Here is a 21,429-nt window from a genome sequence, read left to right on the forward strand (position 1 = left end):
TTCATCGGAAATAAAACTCATGGAGTCGGAGAGCTTACATGATAACTGCCTTCAGTGTATCTATAAAGTTGCAATTTCCTAACAGTGCAAAAAATCAACTGTTTAAGCAAATTCTTACACAATTGATTAAAATATTTCTTCTAACGCATTAAAAGAAAAAAAGGTTTTTTGAGAAAAAAACCCATAGTGTTAAATTTTTTACTTTACCATTGTCTCCCAATACCGATGAAATATACGTTTCTTTTAAATAGAAATTCTTCTTGACAAAGAAAGTCCATCTTAGCATTTTATTATAATATCATAAGAGAATTACAAGGTCAAACATTAATAGCTTTTTAGAAAAATTGGCTTATCGCCAGGCTTTAATGGCGAAAGCCTTAGTTGCCCTTATACTGTAATCCTCAAAATTTTATACTTTCTTACAGTGCAAGATAAAATAACCTTTATCCTTCGCTACAACTTCGACATTCCCAAAAACATTCATTAATTTTTCTTTAGCTGAAGGGGCCCCTTGTTTTTTTTGTATAACTACCCAAAGCTCTCCCTGATCGGCTAAAAATTGCTTACTTTCTTCTAACATTGCGTGAACAACTTTCTTACCCGCTCTAATCGGTGGATTGGTAACGATAGATGCAAAAGTGTAATCAGTTAGATTTGAATATCGGTCACTCATTACAATTTCCACATTGTTAATCTTGTTTTGCGCAGCATTCTGTTCCGCAAGCTTAATTGCTCGTTCATTTACATCTGCCAACATTACTTGACGCCCAGGATAAGATCCCGCAATTGCAATACCAATCGGACCGTAACCACATCCGATATCCAGAATAGCCCCCGGTATCGTCGGTTCAACAAATTTTGTGATCAAAAAACGCGAGCCATAATCCACTTCATCCTTTGAAAAGACACCAACATCACTTGTAAATGCGTATTCTTTTCCTCTTAATTGATAATTCCATGTCTTGGGTGAACTTAAAGATTGGGGTTTTTGTGAAAAGTAATGCTCAGACATCTAAAGCACCTACTTTGTTGTGTATTTTAGAGAAGATAATAGAGAGCCCGACGTATACGACGGGCTCTCTTTATATAAAATTACTTAACTTCTACAGATGCGCCTGCTTCTTCAAGCTTACCTTTAACTTCTTCAGCTTCTTCTTTTGAAACGCCTTCTTTGATAGCTTTAGGTGCGTTATCTACTAGATCTTTTGCATCCTTAAGTCCAAGACCAGTGATTTCGCGTACTGCTTTAACTACTTTGATTTTTGAAGCTCCAGCACTTTCAAGAACTACATCAAATTCAGTTTTCTCTTCAGCCGCTTCTGCTCCAGCTCCACCTGCTACTGCAACTGGTGCTGCCGCTGTTACGCCGAATTCTTCCTCGATTGCTTTAACTAAATCATTTAATTCTAAAACTGACATTTCTTTTACTGCTTCAATAATTTGTTCTTTAGTCATGATTTAAATCCTCCTAATTTCATATGGTTTTATTTAATCGTAAAGCTATATTGCTAAATGCAATATTATGCTCCTTGTTCTTCCTTTTGTTCTGCGATAGCTTTCGTTGCATATGCCAAATTGCGGATAGGTGCTTGTAGTACACTTAGTAGCATAGAAACAAGACCATCGTAGTTTGGAAGTTCTGCAAGTTCACTTAATTGCTCAAGTGTTGCTACCTTACCTTCAATAACGCCACCTTTAATTTCAAGTGCGTCATGAGATTTAGCAAAATTGCTCAAGATCTTAGCTGGCGCTACTACATCATCCTTACTGAATGCGATAGCAGTTGGTCCAACTAATGTATCGCTCAACTCTGTTAATTCCGCTTGTTCAACAGCACGACGTGTCATTGTGTTTTTGTACACTTTGAAGTCGATACCTTCTGCGCGTAGCTGTTTACGAAGTTCTGTAACTTCAGCAACATCAAGGCCACGATAATTAACTAGTACAGTTGATTGGCTATTTTGAAACTTATCAGCGATTTCTTGAACAACCTGCTTTTTTGACTCGATAACTTTTGACATTGTTCCACCTCCTGTTAAAAATCATCATTATACCGGACATTGAAAAGCGTAAGCGTCTTGTTTACCCCCGAAAAGCTTAAGTCGAGCCTCTATGTGACGTTCTTTGTCACAAAGAGGATTGACTTAAGACCTAGAGGGGGTAGACGCTGAAGCTAGACATTCGAAAAGCGTAAGCGTCTGTTAAGACAAGAAAAACCTCCATGCAGACATGGAGGTTTTATATACAATTAATAATCATAGTTAGATTATCGTTTGCTTTTAACACCTCGGCAGGAAATTAAGCGATCTCTCGCACCTACTGTCTACGGTACAACGTATTCATTTATATAACGAGTTACAGTATATCTGATCCCGCTCAAAAAGTCAACATTTAATTAGCGACGTGCGTATTCAGAAACATCAACTTTTACACCAGGTCCCATTGTAGAAGTTACAGATACATTGCGCATATAAACACCTTTTGAAGATTGTGGTTTAATCTTTACAAGTGTTTCTGTAATTGCTACAAAGTTTTCAAATAGCTTTTCATCATCAAATGAAAGCTTACCAATTGGAACATGAATGTTAGCTGACTTATCTACACGATATTCCACTTTACCAGCTTTAATATCGTTAACAGCTTTTTCAACTTCAAACGTTACAGTTCCTGTTTTAGGGTTAGGCATTAAACCTTTTGGTCCTAAAACACGTCCAAGTTTACCAACTTCAGCCATCATGTCTGGAGTCGCAACGATAACGTCGAAATCAAACCATCCTTGGTTAATTTTGTTGATCATGTCTTGGTCACCAACGTAGTCAGCACCAGCTGCTTCAGCTTCTTTTGCTTTATCACCTTTAGCGAATACTAATACACGTTGTGTTTTACCAGTACCGTGCGGCAATACCATTGCACCACGGATTTGTTGGTCAGCTTTCTTCGGATCAACACCCAAACGGAAAGCTACTTCAACAGTTTCGTCGAAATTTGCACGAGAAGCTTTCTTTACTAAAGCAATAGCTTCTTTTACATCATAATATTTAGTACGATCAACAAGCTTAATTGCTTCTTGATACTTTTTTCCTTTTTTAGCCATTTTGTTTCCTCCTCAGGTTGTGGTTTATAGCGGTAATACCTCCCACTTATAAAAGCCAAGACAGCTTTTACAAAAGCATACCCAGACATCCATTTATACAAGATGTCACATATTCACGAAAAAGGTTGCGAGAAATGGAATCCCACTATCGCAACCAAGCTCGTCTAGAAGCTATAAGGTATTAGTCTTCAATTGTAATACCCATGCTTCGCGCAGTTCCTTCAACCATGCGCATCGCTGCTTCTACATCAGCGGCGTTTAGGTCAGGCATTTTTGTTTCTGCAATTTCTTTTACTTTATCGCGTTTAACAGTAGCGACTTTATTACGATTTGGTTCACCAGAACCAGATTCGATACCAGCTGCTTTTTTCAGTAATACTGCAGCAGGTGGAGTTTTTGTAATAAATGTAAATGAACGGTCTTCAAATACCGAGATTTCAACCGGGATAATCATACCAGCTTGATCTTGCGTACGAGCATTAAATTCTTTACAAAATCCCATGATATTCACACCTGCTTGACCTAATGCTGGTCCTACTGGTGGTGCTGGATTTGCTTTACCAGCTGGAATTTGTAGTTTTACAATCTTAATTACTTTTTTAGCCACGAGACACACCTCCTTAAAGTCCGTGATGTGGTAATAGGGTTATACCCTCCCACTCAATATTAGCCATTTCCCTCTATTTCGAGGACATAAATAACAAAAGAATTTTAGCATGAAATAGAAAAGATTGCAAGTTGTATTAATAGACTTTTGCTGTTTTCAAAATGATTGTCGTTTTTATAGCGTACTACCGCTACGGAAAAACACTTCGCTTTCGGGGCCACAGAAAAAGTGGTGGATTTGAAAACTTTTACCTTTCACCTTTACTTAGCATCTTGAATATACGGAGACTCCTCGGGAAGTAAGAGATCGGCGAGACCCCGCAGGACAAGGGATGCTTCCCAGAAAAGACATCGCACGCAGAAAAAGTGCTTTTCTTTTTCAAGGAGTCTTCATGTTTTTCCTACGCTAGTATACTATTCACATATTTCCAAACTAGTCCTTCTCAAAAAAGCAGCCCGTATTTACTTAGACTCTTTATAAGAGAAAAATATATGGAAAATACTTAAAGCAACGGTATCTACATAACACCGTTTTACAATTTCTCTATTTGTGAAAAGTCGAGTTCAACAGGTGTTTCTCTACCAAACATATTTACGTGAACCTTAACTTTTTGCTTGTCCATATCAATATGTTCGATCGTTCCTGTAAAGTTTGCAAACGGTCCATCGTTTACACGTACATTTTCTTTTAGATCAAAGTCAATTTGCGTAACCGCTTCTGTAACACCCATCCGCTTCAGAACAGTTTCTACTTCGTCAGGCAATAATGGTGTTGGCTTTGAACCATGGCCACTAGAACCAACAAATCCTGTTACCCCTGGAGTATTCCGAACAACATACCAGGAATCATCCGTCATAATCATTTCGGTCAGAACATAGCCAGGAAAGAATTTCTTTTTCGAAACCTTTTTCTTCCCATTTTTAATTTCCGTTTCTTCGTCTTCAGGAACAATTACACGAAAGATTTTGTCTTCCATACCCATTGTGTCTACACGTTTTTCCAAATTCGTTTTTACTTTGTTTTCATACCCAGAATAAGTATGAACGACATACCAATTTTTCTCCATTTGAACAGGACAAATTTCTTGCCCTTCCCTCCCTTTATATGAAGTTTGCACCCATCGTTTCTTTATTAGGAAACTTGGCTTTTCGCAAAGATTTAATGACGAAAGCCTTAGTTGCCCAAAAGAAATGGAGGGCATTTTTATAACTATCAAGACAACATCCGAACATATATTAGAAAACTTGGCTTTTCGCCAAGCCTTTATGGCAGAAGCCTTAGTTGCACTTATGCAGTAAGAAGAGATTTATACTTTCTTACCTGCCATAAAAGATAAATTTCTACAATATTAAAAAACCCGTAAGATCGGGTTTTTTTCGAAAAACGTTATTAATTTCCATTATAGCATAACTTTAGCCTTATTATTCAAAAAATGTATTTAAAATTTGTGTAATCCCAAGATCTACTACTGCAAAGAACACTGCTACAAAAATAACAGTTGTAATAACAGTAATTGTATAACTAGTTAGCTCTTTCCCTTTTGGCCAGCTAACTTTCTTCATCTCACGTGATACATTCTTTAAAAATTTAAAAACATTCATGGTAGTACCCCCAAACTATACCCGAAGGATGCTCTTATTTCGTTTCACGGTGCAGTGTATGTTTCCCACATGTTTTACAATACTTACGAACTTCCAAGCGGTTAGATTGTGTGGATACATTCTTATTAGTCGAATAGTTTCTACTTGAACATTCTGCACACGCTAAAATGATCTTTTTCGTCATTCTATCACCCCGTAACTAGGGTTTTGTCACTTCTAATAATGTAGCATTGTTACATTATTGTGTCAATGCTTGTCTATAATGTTATTTCTCTAGATTCTATTAATTGTTCGAATTTCCGTTTAACCCTTTGCAATGCATTATCTATCGATTTTACATGGCGCTTTAATTCAACAGATATTTCTTGATAGGATTGACCATCTAAATACAAGTGTAGTGATTTTTTCTCTAATTCGCTTAATAATTCAGACAATTTAGATTCCATGTCAGCGAATTTTTCACGATTTACGAGTAATTCTTGCGGATCAATTGCTTTTGAACCCGCAATAATATCTAATAATGTTCGATCAGATTCTTCATCATATACTGGTTTATCAAGAGAAACATATGAATTAAGTGGTATGTGTTTCTGTCGTGTAGATGTTTTTACTGCTGTAATAATTTGTCTAGTAATACATAGTTCGGCAAATGCTTTAAATGATGATAGCTTGTCCGAGTCAAAATCACGGATCGCTTTATAAAGACCTATCATACCTTCTTGTACAATATCCTCTTTATCAGCACCAATTAAAAAGTATGTCCGCGCTTTGGCCCGTACAAAATTTTTATATTTATGGATTAGAAAATCGAGTGCACGGCTATCACCTTGATGGATTAATTGAATAATCGCATCATCATCAAGCATGTTTAAGTTATCGTTTTCTGTCTCTACCTGCTTGACACTCACAAAAAGACCTCCCGACCGAAACCCTGTCAATATAGAAATATTATACAGTAAGCCTTTCCATATCGTCAATAACAATTGCTATTAGAGAGCGCACCATATCGGCGTTCTGGGCCTCTATTTGTTGCCACGGCGCCACTTTTCGAATTTTTCTAAAATATCATCGGGAAGTGGAATTTTAATTTGTTTTTTTGCCAGTTCATGTTGTTTAATTGTCCGCTCTATTTCCACTTCCATATCTAACAATTCAATCTGTAACTCACGTGCGGACTTCCGTAATGCCCCTCTTCCAAATATAGTTCGTTGCTCCGCATAATCAGACGTAGCAACATAGACGTGATTCACCACATTTTTTAGTTCTTTAACAATCTTTTCGATTCGCTCATCCGCTGTCTCATTTTCTTTTGTATAAATAATCTCAACTTTTGATTCTTTTAACTTACTCGCTATGCCTGGAACATAATATGCATCAAAAACAATGATTACCCGGTATCCAGTATAGGCTTTATACTCTGCCATTTTTTCAATCAAACGATTTCGTGCGTGTTCTAAGTCAATATCCTTCAACTGGTTTAACTCTACCCAATCACCAATTATGTTATATCCGTCCACAACTAGTACATCCATCATCTATTCACCAAAGGGAAACCTTTTACGAAATACTTCATAAAGCAATAGACTACATGCTACAGACGCGTTTAGGGAAGAAACTTTTCCTTTCATTGGTAAACTTACAGTCCAATCACACTTTTCTTTAACAAGGCGACTTATCCCTTTTCCTTCGTTACCTATAACTAGTCCGAGAGGCATTGTCCCATCCAATGCTCGATAATCTTCCGTCCCTTCCGCAGCAGTTCCCACAACCCATACATTTCTTTCTTTAAGTTCATCAATTGTTGTAGCGATATTTGTCACTCGTGCGACAGGAATATGTTCAATCGCACCAGCTGATGTTTTGGCAACGGTAGCAGTAAGTCCAACAGAACGCCTCTTAGGAATAATTACGCCATGTGCACCCGTAGCATCAGCTGTTCGTAGAATAGAGCCTAAATTATGAGGATCTTCAAGCTCGTCCAATATGATAAAGAATGGAGACTCGTCTCTGGATTCCGCAATTTGGAACAAATCATCTAACTCTGCGTATTGATAGGAAGCAACATACGCGACTATCCCTTGGTGATTTCCTTCTACTAGTTGATCCAGTTTTGTTTTCGGCACCTTTTGCACAATTGTATTCGCAGCCTTTGCTAGTTGATTTGCTTTTTTACTTGCGTTTATATTTAGTTGATCCGATATCAACACTTTGTTAACAGAGCGTCCCGAGGTCAAAGCTTCGAATACTGGATTCTTGCCAATAATTATTTCTTGGTCCATTTTATTCACTCCCTTCTTCAATAAAATAAATCGCTTTTTTTAACAACTCTTCTAGTCGTTCTTCATTTTTTTGCAAATGATGGTAACCTAGTAATGCTTCAAAAGCCGTGCTATAACGATAGGTTTGCACACTTGAATTTTTAGGAATGGATCCAGACTTAGCATTTCTACCTCGTGCAACAATTCGTTTTTCTTCCTCTGACAATAAATTCATTTCTAGCCAGTGCAAGATGACCTTAGCTTGTCCTTTAGCTGAGACAAAAGTAACCGCCTTTTTATGAAGGTTATTCGGTTTCACTTGTCCTGAGTGAATCAAATGCTCCCGAACACGCACTTCATAAACAGCGTCACCCATGTATGCAAGCGCTAGACTCTTCAGTTGTTTTACATCCAAATCCATTCATTAACCTCTTTTCCAACGCGGCCCTTGTGCAGTATCCTCTAGCATAATATTTTTTTCTTTCAACAAATCCCGGATTTCGTCTGCACGAGCGAAATTACGGTTCTTACGCGCTTCAGTACGTTCTTGAATTAGCGACTCAATTTCATCATCAAGCAATGTTTCTTCTTTTTCAATTTGAATCCCCAGTACCGACAAGATTGTAGAAATTTTATCCTGAAATTCTTCGATCACCTTTGTGGATGTTTGCTTTGATTGCAAATAAACATTTGCATCTTTTGCCAAATCGAATAGAACCGAGATAGCATTCGCGGTATTGAAATCATCATCCATCGCTACTTCAAAAGCCTGTTGCTGCTGCGCAATTTTTTCTAACCATTCATTTATTTCATTGTCCAGATTTGTACTTGATTTCTTTCGATGCGCTAAATTTTCATACGCATTTTGAATTCGTTCATAACTATTTTTGGCTGCTTCTAATAGTTCTTCGCTAAAATTTATCGGATTACGATAATGAACACTTAGCATGAAAAATCGAATAATCTGCGGGTCATGTTGTTCAATTAATTCTCTCGTTAAGACAAAATTACCGAGAGATTTCGACATTTTTTCATTGTCAATATTAATATACCCATTATGCATCCAATACTTTGCAAATGATGCTCCGTTATTAGCTTCTGATTGAGCAATTTCATTTTCATGGTGTGGAAACGTCAAATCCTGCCCGCCTGCATGAATATCTATTGTTTCTCCAAGGTATTTTTTAGCCATTGCCGAGCATTCAATATGCCAACCGGGACGACCTTGCCCCCACGGTGAATCCCATGCAATTTCTCCATCCTTTGCCTTTTTCCAAAGCGCAAAATCAAGTGGGTCTTCTTTTTTCTCACCAATTTGAATACGTGCACCTGAACGAAGCTCATCAATTGATTGATGCGATAGTTTTCCGTATCCCTCAAAGGAACGAGGTTTAAAGTAGACATCTCCATCAACCTCATATGCGAAGCCTTTTTCAATTAATGCAGCAATAAACGTAATAATATCATCCATTGTGTCTGTAACACGCGGATTGTATGTTGCTTTCTTCACACCGAGTGCTGTAATGTCTTCCAAGTACGCATCGATAAAACGATTCGTTAGTACAGAGATTTCTTCACCCAATTCATTAGCTGTCTTAATAATTTTATCATCGACATCAGTGAAGTTTAAGACATAGTCTACTGCAAACCCTTTATATTCTAAATAACGGCGAACGGAATCAAAAACAATTGCTGGCCTAGCATTTCCAATGTGAATATAGTTATAGACGGTTGGTCCACAAACGTACATACTAACCTTACCTTCTTCAAGTGGTATAAACGGTTCTTTTTCTCGCGTTAACGTATTATAGATTTTGATTGTCATGTGATTTCCCCTCTTTCAATTTGGCTACTTCAGCGGTTAACAACCGAATTTCCGTTTCTAATTGATTACACCGGTCTGATACAGGGTCCGGTAACTTATGATGATCCAGGTCTCGCCTTACTTTTTCTCCATTTTGCACAACGACACGTCCTGGAATACCGACAACTGTAGAGTTTTCTGGTACATCATGTAACACGACAGATCCCCCGCCAATTTTTGAATTTTCGCCAATAACAATGGATCCTAATACCTTTGCTCCAGTCGCTATTAATACATTGTCTCTTATTGTCGGGTGACGCTTTCCTTTTTCCTTCCCTGTTCCTCCAAGAGTCACACCTTGATAAATTGTTACATTATTTCCTATTTCACATGTTTCACCGATAACCACACCCATTCCGTGGTCAATAAAAAACCTTTTCCCAATTACTGCTCCTGGATGAATTTCAATTCCGGTAAAGAACCGGTTAATTTGAGAAATGACTCGTGCGATAAAAAATAAATTTCTTTTATAAAAAGTATGTGCAATTCGATGAGACCATATTGCATGTAGTCCAGAATAGGTTAAACATACTTCAAAATACGTCCTTGCTGCAGGATCCTGTTCGAACACCACATCCATATCTTCTTTCATTCGCTTAAATAAACCCATTATCAGCACCTCCCTTAGGTAAAATAAATGTTTATATTGTTATAGACAAAAAATCGTAAACTGCGAACTAGTAATGGTGACCAAGAACCGCTCGGTAACGGACACAGAAGCCCTTATTTTTACTTTTCGGGCATGCTTTATGGGTCTAGCGGACTCAGGGTGCCTTATTTAGGTAAAAACAGGTTGAAATCAGGCTTTTTTTACTAAATAAGGGCTCCTGTGTCCGCGAACAACCACATTTGCTCCAATTTTGCTTGAATAAGGGTTCTGGTGTCCGCTAAATTCCACTTCGCTACTAGTAGACATATGTTTCATTAATAAGTTCTTAGGGTAACAGCAACGTTGATTTCCGCTGCGGGCAGTCGCGCACCTTAGGGCGGTTGGTGAGCCTCCTTGCCCCGGCAAGGGGTATGCCGCCGTTGTCCGCAAAGGACGGTTTTAGTCGGCCTTCCTTACTTAACGCACTCCGGGGTCTCACCTATGCCTATTAATCCCGCAGGACAAGGAAAGCTTCCCTGAAAAGGCATCGCACGAAGAAAAAGTGCTTTTCTTTTTCAAGGAGTCGACTGCCCTCCACTCCAATCAACTGCCATATAAAAGAAAAAAGAGTTATGAGCTCAACTCCAGCGGAGGGAAAACACGGAGACTCCCGCGGAAAGCGTAGTGTTTTTCCACAGCGGTCAACACTAATCATAAACTTTCCACTAGTTCGCATTTTCCTTCACCGAAGTTAATTAAATTCAAATTTACGAAACTGTTGAAAATAAAAAAACGTCCCTGTGTATGACTATACACAGAGACGCTGATGGCGCGGTTCCACTCTGTTTGGGGCAAATTTGCCCCCAACTTTGTCTCTTATAACGGAAGAGTACCGCTGTTATATACTAGTTTCCATAACAGACTCAAAGGTGCATTTCGAAAACTTCACTTAAAGTCACTTTCAGCCGATGATGACTCTCTCTAAATAAGCCAGCGGTTTTCTACTTCTCCTTATCAACGTTCAATATTGTATTATTACTATATTACAAATCGAATGGAATGTGAACAATTTAAGCTTTTAACTCACGAAGAATTTCATCAAGCCGCTTTACAATCACATCTTTACCTAATAATTCAATTGCCATAGGTAATTCTGGACCATGTGTTTGTCCAGTTGTTGCAACACGTATTGGCATGAATAAATTTTTTCCTTTTTGCTTCGTTTCTTTCTGCGTTTCTTTAATTGCCGCTTTAATTGTATCTTTGTTAAATTCATCTAGGTGAATAAGTTTGTCAGTATATACCTGTAGCACTTCCGGTACCTGCTCTCCATGAAGAACCTCCATAGCTTCTTCATCATAGGCAATTTTTTCTTGGAAGAACATTTCAGTTAATTCAACAATTTCGGCACCGTAGCGAAGCTGTTCCTCGTATAAAGAGATTACACTCTCTGCCCAAGCTCTTTGCTCATCATTCATATCGCTTGGTAAACGACCTGCATCCACTAAGTGTGGTAAAGTAAGCTGAACAATTGCATCATGATCTAATGTTTTAATGTATTGATTGTTCATCCACTTTAACTTTTGTGGATCAAAAATAGCAGCAGAAGTAGAAAGTCGCTCTGGATCAAATATTTCAATTAGTTTTTCTTTATCGAAAATCTCTTCTTCACCGACAGGAGACCATCCAAGTAACGTAATGAAATTGAACATCGCTTCTGGCATGTATCCCATATTATGATACTGCTCAATAAACTGTAAAACGTGTTGATCCCGCTTACTTAGCTTTTTACGTTCCTCGTTTAGGATCAATGTCATATGACCAAATTGAGGGGGCTCCCAACCGAATGCATCATAAATCATCATTTGCTTTGGTGTATTGGAGATATGCTCTTCTCCACGTAAGATATGTGTAATTCGCATCAAATGATCATCAATTGCTACCGCAAAGTTGTAGGTTGGAATTCCATTCTTTTTAACAATGACCCAATCACCAAAATCACTTGATTCAAAGTTAATTTCTCCCCTAACAATATCGTTAAACGTATATGTTTTGTTTGTAGGAACACGCATCCGAATGCTCGGCTTACGTCCTTCTTGTTCAAATGCAGCAATTTCCACTTCGGACAGATTACTATGTGCGCCAGAATACTTTGGAACTTGTCCATTGGCTTTTTGTTCCTCACGCTCTGCGTCCAGCTCTTCTTCCGTCATGTAGCATTTATAAGCTAATCCACGCTCTAAAAGTTCATTGACATATTTTGAATAAAGATCTAAGCGCTCCATTTGACGATATGGTCCATAGTCGCCACCCACATCAGCACTTTCATCCCACTCAATACCTAGCCATTTCAAAAATGATAACTGACTTTCTTCTCCACCTGCTACATTTCGTTTATCGTCAGTATCCTCTATTCGAATGATGAATTTACCACCAAAGTGTTTAGCATATAAATAGTTAAATAATGCTGTTCGCGCATTTCCAATATGTAAATGACCTGTTGGACTTGGCGCGTATCGTACACGGACATCGTTTGTCATGATGTTACCCCTTCCACCGCTATTTTTTATAAATCGACGTACATCAAAAAGCGATAACACAATATGTTATCACTTTTTGTTTCCTTTTTATGTTATACCGTTTTTACTGTGCTTTTTCAAGTAATTTTGGTTTTGCGAAAATCATTCTTCCTGCAGAAGTTTGAAGAACACTTGTTATTAATACCTCAATTGTCTTCCCAATATAATTTCGGCCTTCTTCTACAACAATCATTGTTCCGTCATCCAAGTATGCAATTCCCTGGTTTTGTTCTTTACCGTCTTTAATAACTTGAACCATCAATTCTTCTCCAGGTAGTACAACTGGTTTAACAGCATTTGCTAAGTCATTAATATTTAGTACATGGACTCCCTGGAAATCACAAACTTTATTTAAATTAAAATCATTCGTTACGACTATACCATCAATTACTTTAGCTAATTTAATTAATTTACTATCAACTTCTTGAATGTCTTCAAAATCACCTTCATAAATCTCTACATTCACTGGAATTTCTTTTTGAATACGGTTCAATACATCTAAACCACGTCGGCCTCTATTTCTTTTTAACACATCAGATGAATCCGCGATGTGTTGCAATTCTCCTAAAACAAACTGCGGAATAACAATTGTCCCTTCTAAAAAGCTAGTTTGACAAATATCAGCTATTCGACCGTCAATTATGACACTAGTATCAAGAATCTTTGCTTTAGGTTGTACTTTTTCAGTAACTTCTGGTCCGTCTGTCTTTTTACGATCTCGATCTTTTCGGTTAACCGTCAATAATGTTAAAAACTCATCACGACGTCTGAAGCCAACCTGAAACCCAAAGTAACCTAAGAAGAAAGTTAAAAACAGCGGAATGACTTGTGAAACTAGTTGAATCTGAATATCTGTTAATGGAATATTGATCAAAAATGCAATTACCAATCCAATGATTAATCCTAAACTACCAAAAAATAAATCACCGACAGGAACCTTGATGAGCGCATCTTCAGTCCACCGTAGAAAACCTACGATATAATCTGTTGCCCAATACGTGATAAAAAATAAAATAATTGCACCTAGCAATAATCCCAAATACGGGGATGTAACCCAAGCAGAGTCTGTAAAGTTTAATAATGTAATAATATCCGGAATATATAAATACCCTATGGTACCTCCTGCAATTAAAAAAAATAAATGCACAATTTTTTTCAGCACCACGTTCACCTCCTGTCATTTAGTATTACCTATTTTCACAAGAAATAACCACTGAATCACGCTATGACTAGCATTTTCTATATTTAAAGAATAGCATAACAGTTATTTTCAGTCAATTTAGCAAAAATAAAATTTTACCACAATAGTACTTAAGTGTCAATTTGTATTATTTTGGAAGAAATCCTTATCATCCCATGTCTAGCTCCTGCGCCTAGCGCCTAACAAATAGTTAGTCAGTATGAACGTAGGGAAAACAACCCTACTTTTCACGTGCCTATCTATTTGTACGTCGCTGAACAGTCGCTTGCGCTTTTCGTGTCTAGCTCCTGCGCCTAGACACTCGAGTCATAAGCAGTCCGGTTTCGTGTGGTAATCTCACCCACACTGCAACGTTCTGCTTATGCTTTTCGTGTCTTTCAAGGCGCTTGCGCTTTTCTAGTTCCATTTACCTGGAAACTCCGATTTGTAGTGCTTCTTGCACAGTATCTACACCAATAACTTGAATGGAAGCTGGTGGTGTCCATCCTTCTAGATTCTTTTTTGGACAAATGACACGTTTAAAACCAAGTTTAGCCGCTTCTTGCACCCTTTGTTCAATTCGTGAAACTCGTCTGATTTCTCCAGTTAAACCAACTTCGCCGACAAAAATATCATCCGGTTTTGTTGGTTGATCACGAAAACTAGAAGCAATACTTACTGCTATGGCTAAATCAATTGCTGGTTCATCCAATTTCACTCCACCCGCTACCTTGACATAGGCATCCTGCGTTTGAAGCATCAAACCAACTCGCTTTTCTAAAACAGCCATTAGCAGTGGTACACGGTTGTTATCTATTCCCGTTGCCATTCGCCTCGGATTACCAAAGCTTGTAGGCGAGATCAATGCCTGAATTTCCACTAAAACAGGTCTTGTTCCTTCCATCGATGCCACAACAGTAGATCCAGCAGCACCCTGTGAACGTTCTTCTAGAAAGATTTCAGAAGGATTCATAACTTCTCTTAGTCCTTCTTCTTTCATCTCAAAGATGCCCATTTCATTCGTACTTCCAAAACGATTCTTTACCCCACGCAGAATTCGGTACGTATGATGACGCTCACCCTCGAAATATAATACCGCATCCACCATATGCTCGAGTAAACGTGGACCTGCAATGGAACCTTCTTTTGTTACGTGACCAACAATGAATATTGGTATTCCATTTGATTTGGCAAGTTTCATTAATTCACTTGTACATTCACGAACCTGTGAAACACTTCCAGGTGCACTAGTAACTTCTTCTCGGAATATCGTTTGGATTGAATCAATCACGACAAAAGAAGGTTTTAATTGAGTGACTTGATTAGATATATCGTATAAATTTGTTTCTGCTAGCACGTATAGTAAATCGGATTTGATTCCTAATCGATCTGCACGTAGCTTCGTTTGCTTAGCTGACTCTTCACCAGATATATATAAGACTGGTAACTGCTTGTCTGCTAATTGGGAAGAAATCTGCAGAAGTAATGTTGATTTCCCAATTCCCGGGTCCCCGCCAATTAATACGAGTGAGCCTGGGACTACTCCGCCGCCAAGAACGCGATTAAATTCCTTCATTTGCGTTGTGATTCGTGGTTCTTTATCTGATTCTATTGATGTTATTTTTTCTGGTTTACTTTGCAGATTTGAAATGCTTCCACCCGTATGGCGATTTGCTTTACCTGTAATCTCTACTTCTTCTACGAACGTATTCCAATTATTACAGCCAGGGCATTTGCCCATCCATTTGGCAGACTCATAGCCACATTCCTGGCATACAAACTTTGTCTTACGTTTTGCCAAAATGATTCATTCCTTTCAAACCTATACCTCTATTGTATACGAATTAACCCGTCCAAAGGTTACAGGTTTCTATCAAATTTATAAACTTTTTTCCACAGATATGCCACATATCTAGTTTATCATGGCTTTTCAATTTAGAAAGAAGGTAAAAAGCTAGAAGGATGCACCCTTCTAGCTTTTTACCTTTATCTTTTTAGCTATTTTTAACTTTTCTACGGTAAAACGATAAATTCACCTTTATTATTTAGACCAATTTTTACTTTTTCACCTTTTGCAATCGTTTCTTTAAGCAGTTCTTCAGAAAGCAAATCTTCTACATTTTTTTGGATGGAACGTCGCAATGGCCGCGCTCCATACTCTGGATCAAAACCATCATTTGCGATTTTATCTAAAGCCTTATCCGTCAGCGTAAACTCAATCTCATTCTGCTTTAATCGTCGTTGAAGCTGTTCGATCATAAGCGTTACAATATCCTTCATATGCTTTTTCTCTAATGAATGGAACACAATAATTTCATCAATACGGTTTAAAAACTCTGGTCGGAATGCTTTTTTCATTTCTTCGGTAATCTTAGATTTCATATCATTATAATCTTGATCCCCTTCATCGAGGTTAAAGCCGACATGTTTATTTTTCTTTAATTCGCTTGCCCCAACATTGGACGTCATAATTAAAACTGTATTCCGAAAGTCTACTAGGCGGCCTTTTGAGTCGGTTAATCTTCCATCCTCTAACACTTGTAAAAGAATGTTAAATACTTCAGGGTGTGCTTTTTCAATTTCATCTAGTAACACAACAGAATATGGCTTACGGCGTACTTTTTCAGTTAATTGTCCGCCTTCTTCATATCCCACATATCCCGGAGGGGAACCGACCAAACGAGATGTAGAGTGTTTTTCCATATACTCCGACATATCTACACGAATCATTGCATCTTCATCGCCGAACATTGATTCAGCCAATGCACGCGCTAGCTCTGTTTTACCTACTCCAGTTGGGCCAAGGAAAATAAATGAACCGATTGGGCGTTTTGGATCCTTTAACCCTGCTCTTGCACGACGAATTGCTTTTGATATTGCTTTTACCGCTTCCTCTTGTCCGATAACACGATTATGAAGTGTTTCTTCCATATTTAATAATCGATCACTTTCATCCTTCGTTAATTTGGAGACAGGAACACCAGTCCAGATAGAAACAACAGCTGCAATGTCATCTACTGTAACTTCAGAGTCTTCTTGACCTTGTTTTTCTTTCCACTGATTTTTCGTTTGTTCCAATTCTTCTCTTAATTTTTGTTCTGAGTCACGTAAGGAAGCAGCTTTTTCAAAAGCCTGGCTTTGTACCGCGGCATCTTTTTCCTTACGTACTTCTTCTAGTTTCTGCTCCAAATCCTTCAAGTTCGGTGGAATAGTATACGAACGTAAACGAACTTTTGATCCTGCCTCATCAATTAAATCAATTGCCTTATCTGGTAAAAAGCGGTCGGTTATATAACGGTTTGATAAGTTAGCCGCAGCCTCGATTGCCTCATCCGTAATCGTTACACGATGGTGTGCTTCATAACGATCACGAAGTCCACGCAATATTTGAATTGTCTCGTCAAGGGTTGGTTCATCTACTTGAATTGGTTGGAAACGTCGTTCTAACGCCGCATCTTTTTCAATGTATTTGCGATATTCATCAAGAGTTGTTGCCCCGATACATTGTAATTCTCCACGGGCAAGAGATGGTTTTAGAATGTTAGAAGCGTCAATTGCTCCTTCTGCACCTCCCGCACCAATTAATGTATGAAGTTCATCAATAAATAAAATGATATTACCTGCCTGACGAATTTCTTCCATAACTTTTTTTAGTCTATCTTCGAACTCACCACGATATTTTGTACCAGCTACAACCGTACCCATATCTAAGGTCATAACTCGTTTATCACGTAATGTCTCTGGTACTTCATTATCAATAATCTGTTGGGCTAACCCTTCTGCTACCGCAGTTTTACCAACACCGGGCTCACCAACAAGCACTGGATTATTTTTAGTGCGTCGACTAAGTACCTGAATAACCCGTTCAATTTCTTTACCACGACCAATCACTGGGTCCACGTTTCCTTCTTTTGCAATCGCGGTTAAATCACGAGCAAGTGAATCAAGAGTAGGGGTGTTTGCACTAGTCGCTTGGCCTCCGCGACCTTGTCGATTTGCTTGTGACTCATTACTGCCTAACAGTTGCAATACTTGCTGACGTGCTTTGTTCAAGCTAACGCCAAGGTTATTTAAAACGCGAGCTGCAACACCCTCTCCTTCACGAATCAGGCCAAGTAAAATATGTTCTGTACCAACATAGGTATGACCGAGCTTTCTTGCTTCGTCCTGTGATAACTCCACTACCTTTTTAGCCCGAGGTGTATAATGAATAGATTGCATTGGTTGCTTCCCCACACCAATTAATTGCTCGACTTCCTGTTGGATTTTATCAATTTCAAGTCCAAGTGACTGCATTGCCTTTGCCGCAATCCCTTCTCCTTCACGAACTAATCCTAATAAAATATGCTCTGTACCAATATTGTTATGCCCTAAACGGACTGCTTCCTCTTGTGATAACGCTAATACTTTTTGTGCTCGTTCTGTAAAACGGCCAAACATCATATAGCTTTCCCTCCTACTTTTTTTCTAACTGTAAACGTTCACGAATAAGTGTTGCTCTCAACACATCCCGCTCCCCTGGGGTTAACGTTTTCTTTGCATATTGCTGTAAAAAGCCTGGCTGTGTTAAAACCATTAATTCATTAAGTATGCTTCTTGAAACATTTTTAATCATCCCTAAATCTATTCCCAATCGAACATTGGACAAACGTTTAGCAGCCTCATTCGACTCAATTACTCGACTATACTCTAAAATACCATAGGAACGATATATTCGATCCTCAAGCTGTGTACTGGATTGTTCCATTATTCTATTTCTAGCAGCTCGTTCTTGTTCGATGAGTTGTTGAACAACACTTTGCAAATCTTCGACTATATCCTCTTCCGATTTTCCAAGTGTGATTTGATTTGAAATTTGAAAAATATTGCCTACAGCTTCGCTTCCCTCGCCATATATTCCACGAACCACTAACCCTAACTGGTTTATAGCAGGAATCATACGATTAATCTGTTGGGTCAACGCTAACGCTGGCAAGTGCATCATTACGGAAGCACGCATTCCAGTTCCAACATTTGTAGGGCAGCTTGTTAAATATCCTCTTGTTTCATCGTATGCGTAATTTATTTTTTCCTCTAACCAATCATCAAACTCAAAAGCTTTCTCCAACGCCTTGTTTAATTGAAAGCCTGGAAAATAAAGCTGAATTCGAATATGATCCTCCTCATTAATCATCACGGATACTTGCTCGCTTTTAGAAATTAATGATGCTGCTGTATTAGCGTGTTTGGCTAGATGAGGGCTAATCAAATGCTTTTCTACTAGAACACGTTTTTCAATTGGTGTTAGATCTTGCATAGATACAAATTGAAAGTCCTCGTATTCCTGAAAAGACTTGTGCTCATATTCATTTTGAAAAAAGCTTTTTATGCTATCAAGTTCTTCTTCTTCAGCTATAATTGGATACGCAGCATGGGCAAAATTACGGGCCAATCGAATTCGGCTACTTAACACAATGTCACTATCTGGACCATCACAACGCATCCAAGGACTAATTGCTTCATTCATGAAATGTTGCAACGTCATTCCTGATCACCTTCTTCATCCGTTCCATGCATTCTTTTTTCTAATTCACGAATTTTATCACGTATTTCAGCTGCCTCTTCAAAAGCCTCATCTTCAATTAAATGTGCTAACTTTGCTTTATATTCATCCACTTGCTTTCTGGTGTGTAAATTCCCGCCTTGGCGCTTAGGTATTTTTCCGCTATGTTTTGTATTACCGCTATGAACCCTCCGCAAGATGGGGTCTAATCGATCGGAAAAAGTACGGTAACATTCTGCACATCCAAACTTTCCAACTCGTTTAAATTCAGAAAAATTCATTTCACATTTCGGACATTGTAATTCCTTTGTTTGATTACTTGTAGATGAATTATGAGTGCTTATTGATGACGTATCGAAATTAAAAAGTCCGGATAATAAACTATGAAGAGAATAGCCTTCTTCTGGATATGTCATATAACCTTTTTCTTTCGCACATATTTCACACAAATGAATCTCTGTTTTAGTACCATTAATGACCTGTGCAAAATGTAAGGAAGCGGGACGTTGATTACATTCTTGGCACTCCATTAGTTCCCCTCCTTTTTACGCGTTCAAATATTTTAAAGTTGTAAGCATTGCTGTAAGTACTCTTGCTCTCACTTCATCTCGAATTGGTAACTGAAATGCTAATACATTACGATCCATAACACTTATAATTAATTTTGCCTCTCTAGTGGTGATTAGTTCTTCTTCCACTAACCGATCTATAATATCTATAGACGCCTGCTGTGTAACAGTTGGGTTAATCAATTCAATAATTTCATCAATGAGTTCTGACTTTTCCTGGTACTTTATACGAATAATGCGTATATAACCCCCTCCACCACGTTTACTTTCTACTATATACCCTTTTTCCACAGTGAAGCGTGTGTTAATCACATAATTTATTTGCGATGGAACACATTGAAAGCGATCAGCAATTTCACTTCGCTTTATCTCAATAGCATCTTGTCTTGCTGCCTCTAATATCTCTTTTAAATGCTGTTCAATGATATCAGATATATTACTCAAAAGGGCTCCTCCTCGTTAATATATATGCCTCTACTTTATTGACTTTGACTATCTTTGACTTTAATTATATTATACCTATTTTAAGTAGAGATGCAAATACATTGTTCTACCCTATTTTCGCCAATAGAGACAAAATTAAAACGAAAATTAAGAATAAAAAAGCACCTAATCGATATTTCGATTCAAGTGCTTCATGCTGATGATGTATAGGAATGCAGTTTAATTACGTTCAATAACATTTTTAACCTGATCGGCTTTTGATATTTCTTCTAATAATGAAACACGATCTAAGCCCGCTGTTTGATCAATCTTTATAAAAATGTTCCGGGTGTCTTTATCCACACGTTCTATTTCAACCTTTTTAATCGTTAATTCATGCGATTCAAAGATCGATATTATGTTATTTATCTGTAGTCCTGGTAATGCAACAATTTCAATTAAATTTGAATAGACGCCTTTCTTAAACAACTTTTCAAAATTATTTAAGAAAACTAAGCTAAGAAGGATAACCAAGGTAGTAAATACTGCTGTAGCGTACATCCCAGCTCCAACCACTAAACCTAAACCAGCTACTGCCCAAATCGAAGCAGCTGTTGTTAATCCTCTTATAGTCATTCCGTTTACCATGATTGTACCAGCACCAAGAAAACCTATACCGCTTATTACATACGACGGAATTCGAGCTGGATCAAAGCGAATATTATCCGAGGACTCGATAAACGCTTCAAATCCGTACAAAGATAATACCATCATTAAACAAGCTCCAACACCAACTAGTATATGTGTTCTAAAACCTGCAGAATGATTTTTTAACTCACGTTCAAATCCAATTAGACCAGAAAGAATTAGTGCAATTAGTACTCTAAGCATAATTACAAAAAAATGTTCTCCAAATAATTGATCAATAGATTCAGCCATTTTATACACCTCTGTTATCTATATGTATTTTTCATTTTATAATATAATACTTCATTTAAATAGACAAAATGCCTACTAACCAAAATACTAAAAAAGCGAAGATCCATTTATAATGAATCTTCGCTTTACGTTTGCCTGGCGGCGTCCTACTCTTGCAGGGACAAAGTCCCAACTACCATCGGCG

Annotated in this window: 22 protein-coding genes and 2 other annotated features; all 22 genes read right to left on the reverse strand. The window is 37.9% G+C overall.

Going from position 1 to position 21,429, the window contains the following annotated elements:
* Window positions 1-409: 409 nt before the first annotated feature.
* Window positions 410-1,012 carry a class I SAM-dependent methyltransferase gene (locus tag ACY9Z2_RS17305; protein WP_463610921.1) on the reverse strand — a complete coding sequence of 201 codons (603 nt, stop codon included), beginning with the start codon at window positions 1,010-1,012 and terminating at the stop codon, window positions 410-412.
* 80 nt (window positions 1,013-1,092) lie between these two features.
* Window positions 1,093-1,455 carry a 50S ribosomal protein L7/L12 gene (gene rplL / locus ACY9Z2_RS17310; RefSeq protein WP_463610922.1) on the reverse strand — a complete coding sequence of 121 codons (363 nt, stop codon included), beginning with the start codon at window positions 1,453-1,455 and terminating at the stop codon, window positions 1,093-1,095.
* Between the two features lie 65 nt (window positions 1,456-1,520).
* Window positions 1,521-2,021 carry a 50S ribosomal protein L10 gene (gene rplJ / locus ACY9Z2_RS17315; RefSeq protein WP_463610923.1) on the reverse strand — a complete coding sequence of 167 codons (501 nt, stop codon included), beginning with the start codon at window positions 2,019-2,021 and terminating at the stop codon, window positions 1,521-1,523.
* Between the two features lie 180 nt (window positions 2,022-2,201).
* Window positions 2,202-2,347: a sequence feature (ribosomal protein L10 leader region), on the reverse strand.
* Between the two features lie 48 nt (window positions 2,348-2,395).
* Window positions 2,396-3,094 (reverse strand): 50S ribosomal protein L1, encoded by a 699-nt coding sequence (gene rplA, locus ACY9Z2_RS17320; RefSeq protein WP_463610924.1) that lies wholly within the window; start codon window positions 3,092-3,094, stop codon window positions 2,396-2,398.
* A 181-nt stretch (window positions 3,095-3,275) separates the two neighbouring features.
* Entirely contained in the window at window positions 3,276-3,701 is a 426-nt protein-coding gene (gene rplK, locus ACY9Z2_RS17325) for a 50S ribosomal protein L11 (RefSeq protein WP_141554316.1), read from the reverse strand.
* 532 nt (window positions 3,702-4,233) lie between these two features.
* On the reverse strand, window positions 4,234-4,767 hold the full coding sequence (nusG, locus tag ACY9Z2_RS17330) for a transcription termination/antitermination protein NusG (RefSeq protein ID WP_463610925.1): 534 nt from the start codon (window positions 4,765-4,767) through the stop codon (window positions 4,234-4,236).
* A 355-nt stretch (window positions 4,768-5,122) separates the two neighbouring features.
* Window positions 5,123-5,302, reverse strand: a complete 180-nt coding sequence (gene secE / locus ACY9Z2_RS17335) for a preprotein translocase subunit SecE (protein WP_463610926.1) — start codon at window positions 5,300-5,302, stop codon at window positions 5,123-5,125.
* Between the two features lie 34 nt (window positions 5,303-5,336).
* The gene (gene rpmG / locus ACY9Z2_RS17340; RefSeq protein WP_463610927.1) at window positions 5,337-5,486 is read right to left on the reverse strand and encodes a 50S ribosomal protein L33; all 150 of its coding nucleotides are present in this window, start codon (window positions 5,484-5,486) and stop codon (window positions 5,337-5,339) included.
* A gap of 73 nt (window positions 5,487-5,559) precedes the next feature.
* On the reverse strand, window positions 5,560-6,279 hold the full coding sequence (gene sigH / locus ACY9Z2_RS17345) for an RNA polymerase sporulation sigma factor SigH (protein ID WP_463610928.1): 720 nt from the start codon (window positions 6,277-6,279) through the stop codon (window positions 5,560-5,562).
* 45 nt (window positions 6,280-6,324) lie between these two features.
* A complete protein-coding gene (locus ACY9Z2_RS17350; protein WP_463610929.1) occupies window positions 6,325-6,834 on the reverse strand; it encodes an NYN domain-containing protein in 510 nt (169 codons plus the stop codon).
* Between the two features lie 3 nt (window positions 6,835-6,837).
* Window positions 6,838-7,581, reverse strand: coding sequence for a 23S rRNA (guanosine(2251)-2'-O)-methyltransferase RlmB (gene rlmB, locus ACY9Z2_RS17355; RefSeq protein WP_463610930.1), 744 nt, complete (start codon window positions 7,579-7,581; stop codon window positions 6,838-6,840).
* Between the two features lies 1 nt (window position 7,582).
* Window positions 7,583-7,981, reverse strand: a complete 399-nt coding sequence (locus ACY9Z2_RS17360) for a Mini-ribonuclease 3 (protein ID WP_463610931.1) — start codon at window positions 7,979-7,981, stop codon at window positions 7,583-7,585.
* 3 nt (window positions 7,982-7,984) lie between these two features.
* On the reverse strand, window positions 7,985-9,385 hold the full coding sequence (cysS, locus tag ACY9Z2_RS17365; RefSeq protein ID WP_463610932.1) for a cysteine--tRNA ligase: 1,401 nt from the start codon (window positions 9,383-9,385) through the stop codon (window positions 7,985-7,987).
* Window positions 9,366-10,034, reverse strand: coding sequence for a serine O-acetyltransferase (cysE, locus tag ACY9Z2_RS17370; protein ID WP_463610933.1), 669 nt, complete (start codon window positions 10,032-10,034; stop codon window positions 9,366-9,368). The genes cysS and cysE overlap by 20 nt, the downstream gene beginning before the upstream one ends.
* 792 nt (window positions 10,035-10,826) lie before the next feature.
* Window positions 10,827-11,040: a binding site (T-box leader), on the reverse strand.
* Window positions 11,041-11,083: 43 nt separating this feature from the next.
* Window positions 11,084-12,553, reverse strand: a complete 1,470-nt coding sequence (gene gltX / locus ACY9Z2_RS17375) for a glutamate--tRNA ligase (protein ID WP_463610934.1) — start codon at window positions 12,551-12,553, stop codon at window positions 11,084-11,086.
* A gap of 103 nt (window positions 12,554-12,656) precedes the next feature.
* Window positions 12,657-13,754: a PIN/TRAM domain-containing protein gene (locus ACY9Z2_RS17380; RefSeq protein ID WP_463610935.1), complete on the reverse strand. Its 1,098-nt coding sequence runs from the start codon at window positions 13,752-13,754 to the stop codon at window positions 12,657-12,659.
* A gap of 445 nt (window positions 13,755-14,199) precedes the next feature.
* On the reverse strand, window positions 14,200-15,573 hold the full coding sequence (gene radA / locus ACY9Z2_RS17385) for a DNA repair protein RadA (protein ID WP_463610936.1): 1,374 nt from the start codon (window positions 15,571-15,573) through the stop codon (window positions 14,200-14,202).
* A 212-nt stretch (window positions 15,574-15,785) separates the two neighbouring features.
* Complete coding sequence (clpC, locus tag ACY9Z2_RS17390) at window positions 15,786-18,215, reverse strand: ATP-dependent protease ATP-binding subunit ClpC (protein ID WP_463610937.1); 2,430 nt, start codon at window positions 18,213-18,215, stop codon at window positions 15,786-15,788.
* Window positions 18,216-18,228: 13 nt separating this feature from the next.
* Window positions 18,229-19,296, reverse strand: coding sequence for a protein-arginine kinase McsB (gene mcsB / locus ACY9Z2_RS17395; protein ID WP_463610938.1), 1,068 nt, complete (start codon window positions 19,294-19,296; stop codon window positions 18,229-18,231).
* The gene (gene mcsA, locus ACY9Z2_RS17400; protein ID WP_463610939.1) at window positions 19,293-19,844 is read right to left on the reverse strand and encodes a protein-arginine kinase activator protein McsA; all 552 of its coding nucleotides are present in this window, start codon (window positions 19,842-19,844) and stop codon (window positions 19,293-19,295) included. The genes mcsB and mcsA overlap by 4 nt, the downstream gene beginning before the upstream one ends.
* A 15-nt stretch (window positions 19,845-19,859) precedes the next feature.
* Window positions 19,860-20,327, reverse strand: coding sequence for a CtsR family transcriptional regulator (locus ACY9Z2_RS17405; RefSeq protein ID WP_463610940.1), 468 nt, complete (start codon window positions 20,325-20,327; stop codon window positions 19,860-19,862).
* Between the two features lie 219 nt (window positions 20,328-20,546).
* Window positions 20,547-21,245 carry an MgtC/SapB family protein gene (locus ACY9Z2_RS17410; RefSeq protein WP_463610941.1) on the reverse strand — a complete coding sequence of 233 codons (699 nt, stop codon included), beginning with the start codon at window positions 21,243-21,245 and terminating at the stop codon, window positions 20,547-20,549.
* Window positions 21,246-21,429: the final 184 nt, after the last annotated feature.

Source organism: Virgibacillus sp. GM2-2, assembly GCF_055329585.1.

Coding starts and splice junctions, on each gene's coding strand:
- ACY9Z2_RS17305 (WP_463610921.1), bottom strand. CDS start 1,012: ATGTCTGAGCATTACTTTTCACAAAAACCCCAATCTTTAAGTTCACCC.
- rplL (WP_463610922.1), bottom strand. CDS start 1,455: ATGACTAAAGAACAAATTATTGAAGCAGTAAAAGAAATGTCAGTTTTA.
- rplJ (WP_463610923.1), bottom strand. CDS start 2,021: ATGTCAAAAGTTATCGAGTCAAAAAAGCAGGTTGTTCAAGAAATCGCT.
- rplA (WP_463610924.1), bottom strand. CDS start 3,094: ATGGCTAAAAAAGGAAAAAAGTATCAAGAAGCAATTAAGCTTGTTGAT.
- nusG (WP_463610925.1), bottom strand. CDS start 4,767: ATGGAGAAAAATTGGTATGTCGTTCATACTTATTCTGGGTATGAAAAC.
- secE (WP_463610926.1), bottom strand. CDS start 5,302: ATGAATGTTTTTAAATTTTTAAAGAATGTATCACGTGAGATGAAGAAA.
- rpmG (WP_463610927.1), bottom strand. CDS start 5,486: ATGACGAAAAAGATCATTTTAGCGTGTGCAGAATGTTCAAGTAGAAAC.
- ACY9Z2_RS17350 (WP_463610929.1), bottom strand. CDS start 6,834: ATGGATGTACTAGTTGTGGACGGATATAACATAATTGGTGATTGGGTA.
- rlmB (WP_463610930.1), bottom strand. CDS start 7,581: ATGGACCAAGAAATAATTATTGGCAAGAATCCAGTATTCGAAGCTTTG.
- ACY9Z2_RS17360 (WP_463610931.1), bottom strand. CDS start 7,981: ATGGATTTGGATGTAAAACAACTGAAGAGTCTAGCGCTTGCATACATG.
- cysS (WP_463610932.1), bottom strand. CDS start 9,385: ATGACAATCAAAATCTATAATACGTTAACGCGAGAAAAAGAACCGTTT.
- cysE (WP_463610933.1), bottom strand. CDS start 10,034: ATGGGTTTATTTAAGCGAATGAAAGAAGATATGGATGTGGTGTTCGAA.
- gltX (WP_463610934.1), bottom strand. CDS start 12,553: ATGACAAACGATGTCCGTGTACGATACGCGCCAAGTCCAACAGGTCAT.
- clpC (WP_463610937.1), bottom strand. CDS start 18,215: ATGATGTTTGGCCGTTTTACAGAACGAGCACAAAAAGTATTAGCGTTA.
- mcsB (WP_463610938.1), bottom strand. CDS start 19,296: ATGACGTTGCAACATTTCATGAATGAAGCAATTAGTCCTTGGATGCGT.
- mcsA (WP_463610939.1), bottom strand. CDS start 19,844: ATGGAGTGCCAAGAATGTAATCAACGTCCCGCTTCCTTACATTTTGCA.
- ACY9Z2_RS17410 (WP_463610941.1), bottom strand. CDS start 21,245: ATGGCTGAATCTATTGATCAATTATTTGGAGAACATTTTTTTGTAATT.